This is a genomic window from Haloactinopolyspora sp. (assembly GCF_027324685.1).
GTDB lineage: Bacteria > Actinomycetota > Actinomycetes > Jiangellales > Jiangellaceae > Haloactinopolyspora.
This window is the reverse complement of record NZ_DAHVSH010000164.1, coordinates 22,692-34,974: the sequence shown is the minus strand read 5'-3', so window position 1 is coordinate 34,974 and position 12,283 is coordinate 22,692. Positions and strand designations below refer to the sequence as shown.

The following is a 12,283-nucleotide window of genomic DNA, read 5'->3' as shown; positions in this document are numbered from 1 at the left end:
GACCCTCGGCTGCTCCCGCTGCTCGACGAGCACATCCAGCGCGGCGAGCTGGACTCCTACTCGGGCTGGAACATCGGGATCCCGATCTCGCAGTCCTTGAGCCGGTTCGCGCTGCTCGCGCGGGCTCGGTCCGGGCAGCTGCCGCCTGGGCGGGGGCGCGGTGCGGGGCCGGAGAGAATGCGCCGCGAGCTGCTGCGGCGTGCGGCCCGCGACTCGCTCGAGGTCACGGTGTCCGAGTGGGTGCAAACGGACTCTTACCGCAACTTCGAGCGCACCGCGACAACGGAGTACGCGTCGTCGCTGGGCGAGCCGGACCCGCAGAATCTGCGCACCTACTACGACGAGGTGGACGAGTTCGCCCGGAACCGGACCCTCCCGCACGCGCAGGAGCTGTTCGACACGCACTTCGCCGGGGTGTCCAGGACGATCGGTGATCTCGGGTCGGGGCCAGAGGCCATCGCCGCGCAGTCGGTCGCCGAGTGGAACATCTATCTCCCGTGGCTTCGCACCGGCGAGATCGCCGCCGAGCCGGTCATGACGTTCGAGCCGATCGGTTGATCAGGTCCAGGGCGACAGTGTCGTGTTCGTAAGGGGTGACGCTGGTGGCAACTGTTGCCACCAGCGTCACCCCTCCCGGCATGACGACGCCGCCCCCACCCGGAGCCGAGCTCGTGGGCCGTGCCGGGTCGTGAAGATCGTCGTGGTCGAAATTGCCGGTATAGCCCCGCGGACTATTGCACGACGATCTTCACGACTGGGCAGTAGCGGCCGTGCCCCGCACGACGATCTTCACGACCGGGGCTCACCGCATACAGATCACTACAGTGCCGCCATGAGGTTGGCGCCGTAGACGGCGACGAACGCCGCGGCGACGACGACCATGCCGGCGACCGCGAGCGCGTGGTGTTGGAGTACCGGGCCGCCGACGTCGCCGGGAACGTCAGCGGAATGCGGCAGTTCGACGTGCCGCCGGGCCTCCGAATCGCCCGCCGGGTTCGCCGGCGCGAGCGGTGCGTTGATCAGCGGTAATCCTCGATCAGGCTCGCGCCCATGGCCTTGGCCCGGTTGGCGGCGTCGAGATCGCCGCTGAGCGCGCCGATGATCGAGCCCTTCACGAGAATGTGCCACGACTGGGCGAACTCCGCGGGAGATCGCAGCCCGGCGAGCTCCGCGCGGCGTTTGATCACCTCGCGCAGGTGGTTCAGCCGTTCGATGCTGGCCTGACCGAGCGGGTGGTCTCGGCCCATCTCGACGAGGACCGTGACGAACGAGATGCCGTCGAAGGCGTCACTGCGGAACCACTCGTCCAGCACGTCGAAGATCGCGAGCAGGCGTTCCTCGGGGGTCTCGCCACGTGCCTGCGAGCCTTCCTCGATCAACCCGCGGATCCATTCTTCCTCGCGGCGATCGAGAAAGGCGAGGACGAGATCGTCCTTGGAGGGGAAGTGCTTGTAGAACGTCGCTTTCGCGACGCTGGAACGCTCGATCACTTCGTCCACGCCTACCCCGCGTACGCCCCGGCGCGCGAACAGGTCGTAGCTGGCGGACAGAATCCGCTCTCGGGCGCTCGGCGTCGCTCCTGGGGTGTCCCGTGCTGGCATCGGCGCACACTCTACTCGGTTGACATCATGATTGAACCAGGATAGACAGAACTGTCTGTACAAGAAAACAGACAGGTCTGTACACTCTTGGATTGTGAGAAGCATGGCACACGGATATGCGTCGCAGCTCGCCACGGTCGCCACCGACCTTTTCGGCGAGGTCTCGCCCGAACGTGCTGCTACGGGGGTTGTTGATCACGCACTGAGGTTGACCGACGGTGAGTGTGGCGCGGTGACGGTCACCAGCGCACGCAGCAAGCCATCGGTCATGGGCGCATCGAGTCCCGAAGCAGAGAAGGCCGACCAGCTCCAACTCGAGTACGGCGAAGGTGCATCGAGGGAGGCCATGGTGGCCGAGGGGACCGTGGTGGTCGACGACGCCGAGACGGATGGCCGCTGGCCCCGGTGGCAGGAGAGCATCGTCGGTCTCGGCTTCCGCAGCGCGATGGCGGTCCGGCTGGCCACGAAGCAGGCGCCGCTGGGCACGCTGAGCCTGTATGCGAAGGGAGTCGGCGCTTTCAGCAACACCGCCGTCGACATCGCCCGCGTATATGCAGTTCACGCCTCCATGGCCGTCGCGTCGGCGAAGCATGCCAGTGGCCTGCGCCAGGCCATCGATGCTCGCCACGCGATCGGGCAGGCCCAGGGCATCTTGATGGAGCGCCACGGGCTGGGCGGCGATCAGGCCTTTGCGACTCTACGGCAGCGCGCCCGTGACCAGAAGGTCTCGTTGAGTGAGTACGCCGTCATGGTCATCAACAGCCGGGGATTCTCTCCGCTGAGCTGAGGCCGTGCCGCTGGCCGCATCGTTGAACTGCGTCGACGCGCGGGATCAGGATTCAGGCCTTACCCATTAATCATACTGATTAAGAAGGGTATCGTGGGCGGATGCAGTTCGACGTCCCGATGGCCATCGGCGCCTTCCTCGTCGCGATCGTCGTCGGCATGACCGGCATGGGTGGCGGTGCGTTGATGACGCCGATGTTGGTGACCTTCTTCGGCGTGCCGCCGCTGACCGCGGTGTCGAGTGACCTCGTGGCCGCGGCGGTGATGAAGCCGGTCGGCAGCGTCGTCCACCTGCGGCGGGGCACCGTGAACCTGAGCCTGGTGGGCTGGCTGTGCGTGGGTTCGGTGCCCAGTGCATTCTGCGGCGTGCTCATCGCCCGTGCCCTCGGTGACGGTGCGGACGTCCAGGCCGTCATCAAGACGGCGTTGGGTGTGGCGCTGCTGATCGCCGCGGCCGGGTTGGCCGTCCGCGGCTATCTGGCCCTGGTGGACCGCGCCGCCCACCGGACGTCGGACCGGCGAACCGCAGCTCCGGGTGAGCCGGCGGCGTTGGCCGCGCCGCACGTCAAGGCGCGCCCGGCGCCGACGGTGGTGGTCGGTGTCGTCGGGGGCCTGGTGGTCGGGATGTCCTCGGTCGGATCCGGATCGCTGATGATCGTAGCCATGCTGGCGCTGTACCCGATGCTTCGGGCCAACCAGCTCGTCGGAACCGACTTGGTGCAGGCTGTGCCGCTCGTGGTGGCGGCCGCGCTGGGTCACATCCTGTTCGGCGACTTCCACATCGACGTCACTGCGGCGCTGCTGGTCGGCTCGATTCCCGGCGTTTATCTGGGTTCCTTGGTCTCGTCGCGCGCGCCCGGTGGCCTGGTCCGCCGCGTTCTCGCCTTCGTCCTGCTCGCCTCGGCGCTGAACATGTTCGGCCTGTCCAACGCGGCGGTGCTGTGGACGTTGGGTGCGGCCCTGGTGGCCGTCTCGGTGACGTGGATGCTGCTGCGCCGACGGCACGGCCTGCCGGCGGTACGTCGCCCTGGTGAGGCCGACCTCGCGCAGCCGGCCCACTCGAGCGCGGACTGAGTCCGGCCGGTCGCGCGCACTGTCAGCCCGGTCGCGCCCCGGGCTCCGAACGCACCGCCAGCATCCTGCGGTATTCGCGCGGGCTCACACCCTTCAGAGCTCGAAAGCGGCGGTTGAAGTTGGCCAGGTTCTGGTAGCCGCTGCGGATCGCGATGTCGGAGATCGCCAGGTCCGACTCACCCAACAGCCGGCAGGCCGTGGCGATGCGCAGTTCGGTGAGGTAGTCGGTGAACGTCCGCCCGAAGGTGCGCCGGAAGAAGCGGCTGAACGCTGACGGCGTCAGATGCGCGACGGCGGCGGCCCCGGCGAGTTCGACCGGCCCGGTGTGTGCCTCGGCGAGGTAGGCGTGGACCGCATCGGCGCGGTCGCGTCCGGCGGCACTGACCGGGCGTTTCGTCGCCGTCGTCGTCAGCGTGCGAAGCCCAGGCGCTTCGGCGAGGCGCGCGAGTAGCCGAACGAAGCCGAGGGTACGTTCGGCGGCCGGGCCGGTCGCCAGGTCGTGTAGGGCAGCGGCCAGCGCGGGCCCGGCCGTGAGATTCAGCCCCCGGGAAGCGGCGTCGACCAGGTCGTGCAGCGTGGTGAACTCCGGGCGGCGCAGGAACTCCGAGCCGAGAAAGTCGCGCCGGAAGTGGATGACGATGGCCGCGTGCTCGTCGTGCCCCGGGGCCGAGGCGTAGGAATGTGGCAGCTCGCTCCCGATCAGCGTGAGGTCGCCGGCCTGATAGTTCTCGACGCTGTCGCCGACGATGCGGGTCCCGCTGCCCTCGGTGATCAGCGTCAGCTCGATCTCGGGGTGAAAGTGCCACTGCGCCCCGAACCGCGGAGCTCTGCGCGCGTGGTAGCGCCATGAGATGTCCTGCGGGCGGTCGATGTGCTCGAGTGCGGGCTGCATGGAGTCCTGATCGTACTGAGCTTGCCCTTGATTCTCGATCTCGTCCCGGACTGCGGCAGGAAAGTATCAGAACCGGTCATCTGAAGCGTCGCGGTCGATCAAGCCTGCGGGCCACGATGGGGCGACGTGCCACGCACCCCCAGGATGTGCCACCTCGGAGAGGAGATTCGGTATGAACACGATCAGCAGTGCCCCCGCGCCCGCCGGTGAGGTCGACGTCGACCGGCCCTACGAGCTCGACCCGGCGACCCCCGCCCGGTTCGAACGCGACGGCTTCGTCCGCCTGCCCGGAGTGCTGACACCGGCGACCATCGCGCATTTCGAGCCGGAGATCACTGCCAAGCTCATCGAACTCAACACCATGCACCTGCCGATGTCCGAACGCGCGACCAGCCAGAAGGCATTCCTCCAGGTCACGAACCTCTGGCAGCACAGCGACCTGGTGCGCCGATTCGTGCTGTCGCAGAAGCTGGGCCGCATCGCGGCGGAACTGATGGGTGTGGACGGCGTGCGCCTGTATCACGACCAGGCGCTGTACAAGGAGCCCGACGGCGGCATCACGCCGTGGCACGCCGACCAGTACTACTGGCCGCTCAACTCCGATCGCACCTGTACCGTCTGGGTGCCCCTGCAGCCCACCCCGGCCACGATGGGACCGCTGGAGTTTGCCGTGGGCAGCCAGAACGTCGACTTCGGGCGCGATCTGCCGATCAGTGACGAGTCCGAGGCCACGGTGCAGAAGGCGCTGCGCGAACGTGATTTCGAGGTGTCCGCCGAGCCGTACGACCTGGGCGACGTCAGCTATCACAGCGGGTGGACGTTCCACCGTGCCGGCCCGAACACCACGCAGTCACCGCGACGCGTGATGACCATCATCTTCATCGACGCCGACATCACCGTCGCGCCCCCGGCGGACCACCAGCGCGCAGACCTGGACGCGTTCATGCCCGGCATCGAGCCCGGACAGGTGCCCGACACGCCGCTCAACCCGGTGATCTACCGCCGCTGACGGGCACGCGGCCTGGCCTCAGGTCACGCCCCGGGCCGGGGGAGCGACTCGTGTGCCGCGACGACCTTGACGATCGCGGCCGCGATCTGGCGGGTCTGCTCCTCGGTGCCGAGCAGGTAGCGCTGCGGCAGCCAGATGGTGTCGGTGCAGACCTGCTCGGCCACGGGCAGCTCCGTCCTCGGGTAGGGCTGGCCGAGACGTCCGGTGAGCTCGGTGATCTCACGGTCGAGCGCTTCGTGGCGGTGCAGCGGGACGTAGCCGCTGGACGCGGCCCGAAGTCCTTCGGCGGCCAGCGCCGAGACGACGGCGTCGCGGGTACCAGCGACTCCCAGGGCCGGTACGCGGAACATGAACAGGTGGCGTCCGTGGGCGGTCACCGCCGGGTCCGGTGGCGCGACCTGAATGCCGTCGGCCTCGCCGAGCAGGTCGGTCAGGATGGTGGCGTTGTGCTCGCGCGTCTGCTGCTGGTGTGGGTGGCGGGTCAGCTGAGCGCGAAGGATCGCGGCCTGGAACTCGGTCAGGCGCAGGTTGTAGCCCACCGTGGTGTGCTGATACCAACCACCGCCGGGCACCCGCCCGACGTTGACCAGCGAGTACAGCGCCTGGGCCAGGTCGGGATCGTCGGTCACGACCGCGCCGCCCTCGCCGGCGGTGATGTTCTTGCTGCTCTGGAAACTGAACGTGCCGAGATCGCCGATGGCGCCGATCCGCCGGCCCCGGTACTCGGCGCCGTGAGCTTGGGCGCAGTCCTCCACGATGGTCAAGCCGTGCCGGTGCCCGATCGCGGTGAAGGCGTCCATGTCGACGGGGCGGCCGGCGAGATGGACGACGATCACCGCCTTCGTCCGCGGCGTGATCGCGGCTTCGGTCGCTTGCGGATCGAGGAGGTGGGTGACCGGGTCGACGTCGGCGAACACCGGCACCGCGCCGATGAACAAGGCCGCTGATGCGGTGGCGATGAACGTGTAAGGCGGGACGATGACTTCGTCGCCCAGACCCACACCGGCGGCCCGCAGCGCTGCGGCGATCGCGAGCGTGCCGTTGTTCAGGCAGATCGCGTGCTTGGCCTGCTGGTACTCCGCGAACTCCTGCTCGAAGGTGGCGACGACGTCGCCGTGGGTGCTGCCCCAGGCTCCGGACGACAACACGTCGAGCAGTGCCTTCTCCTCGGCGTCGTCGTGCTGAGGCCAGGGGGGAAGCACCTGGTCGTCGAAGGTGGGCTCACCGCCGTGAACGGCCAGGGTGGACGGGTCAGCGCTCATCGTTCGCACCTCATCTGTTCGTCGTTGCTCAAGCGGACCACTCGCGAGTCAAGGGGATACGGATCCGTGCGCCGGGGGCCACATCGTAGCGATAGCCCTGATCGAAATCGTCGGGATCGGCGTAGCCGCGAACCGTCGTCGCATCGCCGATGTCGAGGACGAGCCGACCGCCGGGACCGGGCCGAACGCCGTTGATGCGGTAGACCGCATTGCGCTGGCCGTCGTTCTCGACGTAGACGTGCTCGCCGGTCAACGCGCGGGCAAAACCGCCGCGAAGCTCCGAGCGGTTGTCCAGGCTCACCGTCAGCCAGTTGTCGTGGCTCAGCTCGGTGGTGAAATCCTCCAGCGTGCCGACCAGGGCGGCCGGCTGGTCGGTGAGCTCAGGGAGGTCACCCAGTTCGTCGGCGTCGTGGGTGAAGCCGTACGTGAGGTCGTCCCCCTGCCACGAGCACACACCGAACGAGCCGCGGAAGGTGAAGCGGGAGTCGACCCGGATCTGCACGTCCGGGCGCGCGCAACTGATGACGTAGTCCGTCCGGCCGTCGGCCAGCTGCACCTTGACGGCCACGACCTCGTGTGCGGCGAGATCGCCGTCGAGCGCTGTGGCCTCGACGCGCTGCACGGCGTCGATGATCGGCGTGCCGGCGTACGGCTCGAGGACCGAGACGAACTGGCTGGCCAGCTCGTCGCTGGAGTGGCGGTGTGAGAGGACGTAGCGCAACGCGTCCGGATTGCCGGGCTTGTTGCGTGGCGGGATGCCGTCGGCGAGGGCGACGTCGTCGGCGTCATGCAGTGCGTGCAGCCGCAGGTGCAGGTCATCGGGTGCGCCGACGTCGTAGGTGTCCACCACCGACCAGTCGACGGTGAACGTCGCAGGCGGTGCGTCATCGCGAGCCACCTTGCCCAGCCAGTCGAAGCCGTTGGCGCCCGGACGAAACGGCGCGTCCGGTGGCGGGGGCGAGACGTCCGGCCCGGCGTAACTGCCTTCGACATGGGTCTCGACGGTGAAGTTGCCGGAGTTCGACACCGGCTGCCACGCGGTGGACTCCGCGTCGTCGAAGTCGGCGTTCTCGATCGTGGTGCCCGAGATCGAGACCTCGTCGAAGTACACGGCGACACCGAAGTTGTTGACCCCCTGCTCGTGGTACAGCCGCAAGGTCAAGGTCGCGGTGTCTTTGCCGCTCAGTGCATCGGTGACGTCGGCGGTCAACTCGTCCGGGCCAGTGGCCGCGACGTCGCGCTGGGCCACCACGGTGTCGTCGATGAGCACCTGCACCACCTGGTAGCCGGCGGTGTCGGCGGTGAAGTCGTCGCGAACGCGCAGCGACAACTCGTGCGGTCCAGCGGTGTCGACGCTGATCTGCTGGCGCAGGCCGCCGTGGGCGCCCGCGCTCGATGGCGTGCTCCACGGATAGAAGACGCGGGCCGACGCGCCGGTCTGCTCCACCAACTCCAGGTCGGGGGCCGTGGCCGGGCCTTCGGCGGCGTGGAAACTGAAGTGGTGGTCGTGGCCGCCGACCACCCGGAACACGTCGACCACGTACGAGTGAGCCTCGTCCACCGCGACTTGCGCCGTCACCCTGCGGTAGACACTGGTCTGCGGATACACCTGCGGGGCTTCGATGTCGGCCAGCTGGACGTGCGCGGTGGCGGCGAAGCCACGGGGAAGCGATACCCATTGATGATCTTGTGGTGCGGCATCGACCACGACCGTGTTGTGCGCGACGGTGTTGCTGGTCCATTCGTGCCGGCGTGCGCCGCGGTCGGCATACTCGGGATAGCCGAGGTCAGGTGCCAGGTCGACGCCGAAGCCGTAGAGCCCGAGGTTCAAGGTGCCCCGATGGCCGTGTCCGCTGCTGCGGCCGTAGTAGAGCCACGCGGCCCGCGCATGTTCTGGTTCACCGGCGCGCAACGCGGCGAACCCGAACCCGGTGAGATTCTCACTCGGGCGGTTCAGCGGCCCGTGCTCGGCGATGACGTCGGCGATGCGCTGCTGGGTCCCGGCGACGTCGAGAGCGAAGATGTTGCTGTACAGCTCCTCGATCTTCCCGTCGCCGACGGTGTAGGCCAGTTGTGCGTGCTCGACGTCGCCGAACCGTTCGAACGCCGAGACGTGGTCGGCTACCGTGCCGAACAGGCCAGGGTCGCCGGTCTGGCCGGAGTCGCCGATGGGCGGCGTGTACGTCCCGAGCATCGGCAGCCGGTAGCGCATCTGGAACATCTTTGCGTACTTCGGGTGCTCGTACAGGTCGGCCTCCGGGTATCCGGCATAGCCGTCCAGCACGTCGGCGACGCTCTTGACGTGCCCGATCCACAGTCGGTTGTACCCAGGCGCGCCCTCGTTGCCGGAGCCGTCGCGGTCCACGGAGTCGACGAGCGTCTGGTAGAAGGCGCCGCCGGTCACGTGATACTCCGGCTCGCTGACCCGGCCGCCGCTGGCGAAGACGAAATCGATCCACTGTGGCGAGGCGTCCGGGTCGTCCAACACGACCGCTGCGGCGGCCAGGGTGTGCTGGTGCATGCCGAAGTTGCCGAAGATCTTGGCGCTGAGCACACCTGCACAGGTCTCGCGCAGGATGCCGTTCTCGATGTTGACCCGGATGTCGGCCACGGAGTCTTTGGCGGGCAACCCGTGCGCTTGCGCCTTGGCCTGCAGGAACGGCACGACGTCGAGGGTGTCGGACTCGGCGATGGCGGGGAAGAAGGCGTCGTAGGCGTAGATGTGGTTACGGATCAGCCCCGTCTCCCAGATACAGCCGACCACGCGGCCGTTGCCGCTGAGCCCGTCGGAGTGGAAGTAGCCGTCTTCGCGTTTGTACGGCGCAGTGTCCATGGACGGGTAGAGGTCGGCCACCCGGTCCAGCAGGATCACCCCGGCCCGCGCGTAGCGGGGGTCACCGGTGAAGAGGTAGGCGTCGCGCAGCGCGGTGATGGCGGTGTTGAGCCCGGCGGTCTCGACAGTGCTGTACCAGATGCCCCAGTGCACGTAGTAGGCGATGAAGGTCCACTTGTCGCCGTTGTCGTCGATCCAGCCGAAGCCGTCGTCGACCCCCCAGGTCTCCCCACGCTCCGGATAGAGCCCGTTGACCAGCAGGCTCTCATCGGCGAGCGAGCGGTCGAACTCGCCGCGTTCGTTCAGTCCGCTGCGGTAGAAGGCGCCGAAGTCGTTGGTCGGGAAGACGTAGTCGCTGGACGGATCGGTCAGCTTCCACGGCTGGTCGACGGGATCGATGATCCACGGGTAATTGCCGTAGTCGTAGATGTCGCCGCCGGTGATCGGCGAACCGAGCTCTTGGTTGACGGCATAACTGCGCGGTAGCCCTTGGCCGGTGGGGAACTCCCACAGCCAGTCGTCGCCGGCTTCGACGAACGGCTCGGCCCTGGCCTCTGCCTCGTCGCGCAGCTGTGCCGCCCAGCCGAAGTCGGCCACGTTGCGCCGCGCGGCTTCGACCTTGTCCTGCGTATAAAAGGTGGCCATGGTCTTGACCGGCTCGGTCGCCGGGTCGTGGGGAAGGTCGGCGGCAGAAAGCGCTGCCGACACCGGTTGGGCGAAGGCCGAGCGGGGCAGGATGGGCAGCAGCCCGGTGCCGAGGCCGGCCAGCCCAGCGGTACGCAACAGTGAGCGGCGGCTCCACAGATTGAGGGGGTCGGCTTGTTCCATGACGCAGCTCCCGGGGGACATCGGCGGTCACGTGCTGGAGTGAACAGGCGACGCATGACGGCGGCTGAATGATCCGCGGTGTTGGGGAGCTTATCGCAGCGTGGGGATTACGCAAGGCCTGTTTTTAGACTTAGTGCTTGACCTATTTACATGCTGGGTGGCGTGATCTCGGTCTTGACGCAGAGCAGTGACGAACTTAAGGTCACCCTCTAATCAGGCGCCATGATGTCCCAAATTTCGGCTTCACCGACCACCTCAGTGGAGGACTCGATGGCCACATCGATGGATCGCCGTACGTTTCTCACCCACAGTGCTGCCCTCGTCGGCGGCGCCGGCCTGGCTGCGACCGTCGGCTCGGCGCTGACTGCCGCGCCGGCCCGGGCAACCACCACTCTCGACTACACCTCACGCGAGACCTTCGACTTCTTCGACGCCACGTTTCACGACGGCGAACGCATCGGTCAGCCGCATCACACCAACGAGGCCGGACAGCTGGCATGGAGCCAGTCGTACGTGCTCGCGGCCTTCGTGAAGATGTACCTCGCCCACCGCGACACCTACTACCTCGATCGCTTGATCCACAACACCGACATCATGCTGACCAACCGGGACAGCGAGCGCGGGGTTCACGACTACCGCGGAGAGTCGTTGCCGGCGTGGCGGGCGATGAGTCGGTACACCGTCGGGGTCGCAGCGCTGCTCGACGGCGACGGGCGTCCGGCGCTGGAGGTTCGCAGCGCGCGCGCCTATTCCGACACGGCGTCGGTCACCGTCGAGCACGGCGACGGGGACAGCTTCACCCTCACCGTGCACAACGCGCAATACGACTTCACCGACACCTACGCCGAGCTGTCGATGGAGCCGGGCAGCTCTCGAGACGCGGTCGCCCAGCTGTACGACGGCTATCCGAGCTCACGGACCATGGCCACCGCGCGGCGGCTCGAGTCCACCGGGCGTCCGGCTGCGGGCACCTACCCGCTCGTCCCACAGCCGGTCATCTTCTCGGTGCACACCGGCATGATCACCTATCCGCTGGCGAGCTTCGCACGCATCGTGCTGCGCACGCCTGCACTGCGCCGCAATCCGACGTACCGGGCGAAGGCCGAGGAGTATCTCGATGCGGTGCGGGCCGCGGTCGCCGTCCACGACCCGGAATGGCGTGAATCCGAGCACGGCGAGGGCTACTACCAGTGGCTCAAGGGCATGCCCGTGCCGTACGACGGCACCGCCGTGCCGATCAACCAGACGACGGCTCTCGGCCGGACGCTGGTGGAACTGGCCGCCGCGACCGGCGAAGGACTCTACGTCGAGCGCGCCACCAAGGTCGCCCGGATGTTCCGCAGGCAGCTGATCCGCGATAGTGCGCAGACATCCATCTGGCCGTACTGGCCCGACTTCAGTCAGGTCTGGAGCGGCTACGAGCAGACCGGCTCGCCGGACACCGACGTGTCGATCTACTCCCCGCATTACGGGGGCAACCAAGCCATCGAGGACTGCAGCCACGGAGCCATCAGCGCGGACTTCGCCGCCCTGGCCAAGGGGCACGACGTGGTCTTCCGTACGCCCGACGTGCGACGCATCGCCCGGACGTTCACCCGGAACCTGGCCACCGTCGGCGCGGACGGCATCGCCACGGTCCACACCCGGATGGACGGTACCGGGGAAGCGCCGGCCGGTCAGTATCTGCAGGCGCCGCGCTGGATGGCGGTGTGTCCGTGGAACGAGGGAGTCTTCACCCACTCGCGCGACATCTACGACCAGCGGGCGCCGGAGCCTGAACTCGGTTCGAGTGTGCTCGCGGTGGCCTCGCTCAACTGGGGTGCCCACCGGGGCGGCCGGCCATGATCGAGGCGGATCAGACACACAATTTACTTGGCCGAAAAGGTGGCGATACCCCTGACCGTTATTACTCATCGGTGCCAGCCCGGGTGAGCGGTTGCTCCGTCCCGTGCCGGCTCGGTGCGTGAAGTTTGCCAAGGACTGCCCTGGTCGGGGCGG

General features: G+C 67.8%; 9 protein-coding genes. 5 read left to right on the top strand and 4 right to left on the bottom strand.

What is annotated here, in order from left to right; all coding sequences use genetic code 11:
• The coding region (locus M6444_RS17480) for a hypothetical protein (protein WP_298330315.1) at nt 1–558 on the top strand (558 nt) is incomplete at its 5' end.
• Between the two features lie 461 nt (nt 559–1,019).
• Here M6444_RS17480 and M6444_RS17475 read toward each other — a convergent pair.
• Nucleotides 1,020–1,601, bottom strand: coding sequence for a TetR/AcrR family transcriptional regulator (locus M6444_RS17475; RefSeq protein WP_298330312.1), 582 nt, complete (start codon nt 1,599–1,601; stop codon nt 1,020–1,022).
• Nucleotides 1,602–1,704: 103 nt separating this feature from the next.
• Between M6444_RS17475 and M6444_RS17470 the strand changes: the two genes are divergently transcribed.
• Together M6444_RS17470 and M6444_RS17465 are read left to right on the top strand one after the other, a co-directional pair.
• Complete coding sequence (locus M6444_RS17470) at nt 1,705–2,388, top strand: GAF and ANTAR domain-containing protein (RefSeq protein ID WP_298330320.1); 684 nt, start codon at nt 1,705–1,707, stop codon at nt 2,386–2,388.
• Nucleotides 2,389–2,489: 101 nt separating this feature from the next.
• Nucleotides 2,490–3,461, top strand: a complete 972-nt coding sequence (locus M6444_RS17465; protein WP_298330307.1) for a sulfite exporter TauE/SafE family protein — start codon at nt 2,490–2,492, stop codon at nt 3,459–3,461.
• 22 nt (nt 3,462–3,483) lie between these two features.
• Here M6444_RS17465 and M6444_RS17460 read toward each other — a convergent pair whose 3' ends face one another.
• The gene (locus tag M6444_RS17460; protein ID WP_298330306.1) at nt 3,484–4,353 is read right to left on the bottom strand and encodes an AraC family transcriptional regulator; all 870 of its coding nucleotides are present in this window, start codon (nt 4,351–4,353) and stop codon (nt 3,484–3,486) included.
• A 172-nt stretch (nt 4,354–4,525) separates the two neighbouring features.
• On the opposite strand from M6444_RS17460, the gene M6444_RS17455 reads away from it, so the two are divergent.
• Nucleotides 4,526–5,362, top strand: coding sequence for a phytanoyl-CoA dioxygenase family protein (locus M6444_RS17455; RefSeq protein WP_298330303.1), 837 nt, complete (start codon nt 4,526–4,528; stop codon nt 5,360–5,362).
• 23 nt (nt 5,363–5,385) lie between these two features.
• Here the strand turns inward: M6444_RS17455 and M6444_RS17450 are convergent, their stop codons facing one another.
• Both M6444_RS17450 and M6444_RS17445 read right to left on the bottom strand, forming a co-directional pair.
• Nucleotides 5,386–6,624 carry a DegT/DnrJ/EryC1/StrS family aminotransferase gene (locus M6444_RS17450; RefSeq protein ID WP_298330300.1) on the bottom strand — a complete coding sequence of 413 codons (1,239 nt, stop codon included), beginning with the start codon at nt 6,622–6,624 and terminating at the stop codon, nt 5,386–5,388.
• 28 nt (nt 6,625–6,652) lie between these two features.
• Nucleotides 6,653–10,285, bottom strand: coding sequence for a heparinase II/III family protein (locus tag M6444_RS17445; RefSeq protein WP_298330298.1), 3,633 nt, complete (start codon nt 10,283–10,285; stop codon nt 6,653–6,655).
• Between the two features lie 270 nt (nt 10,286–10,555).
• Here M6444_RS17445 and M6444_RS17440 point away from each other — a divergent pair, with 270 nt between their 5' ends.
• The gene (locus M6444_RS17440) at nt 10,556–12,130 is read left to right on the top strand and encodes a hypothetical protein (RefSeq protein ID WP_298330295.1); all 1,575 of its coding nucleotides are present in this window, start codon (nt 10,556–10,558) and stop codon (nt 12,128–12,130) included.
• The last annotated feature ends 153 nt before the right edge of the window (nt 12,131–12,283 follow it).

Excerpts from the sequence above, each read along its gene's own strand:
- M6444_RS17450 (WP_298330300.1), bottom strand. The coding sequence starts at position 6,624 with ATGAGCGCTGACCCGTCCACCCTGGCCGTTCACGGCGGTGAGCCCACC.
- M6444_RS17455 (WP_298330303.1), top strand. The coding sequence starts at position 4,526 with ATGAACACGATCAGCAGTGCCCCCGCGCCCGCCGGTGAGGTCGACGTC.
- M6444_RS17460 (WP_298330306.1), bottom strand. The coding sequence starts at position 4,353 with ATGCAGCCCGCACTCGAGCACATCGACCGCCCGCAGGACATCTCATGG.
- M6444_RS17440 (WP_298330295.1), top strand. The coding sequence starts at position 10,556 with ATGGCCACATCGATGGATCGCCGTACGTTTCTCACCCACAGTGCTGCC.
- M6444_RS17475 (WP_298330312.1), bottom strand. The coding sequence starts at position 1,601 with ATGCCAGCACGGGACACCCCAGGAGCGACGCCGAGCGCCCGAGAGCGG.
- M6444_RS17465 (WP_298330307.1), top strand. The coding sequence starts at position 2,490 with ATGCAGTTCGACGTCCCGATGGCCATCGGCGCCTTCCTCGTCGCGATC.
- M6444_RS17445 (WP_298330298.1), bottom strand. The coding sequence starts at position 10,285 with ATGGAACAAGCCGACCCCCTCAATCTGTGGAGCCGCCGCTCACTGTTG.
- M6444_RS17470 (WP_298330320.1), top strand. The coding sequence starts at position 1,705 with ATGGCACACGGATATGCGTCGCAGCTCGCCACGGTCGCCACCGACCTT.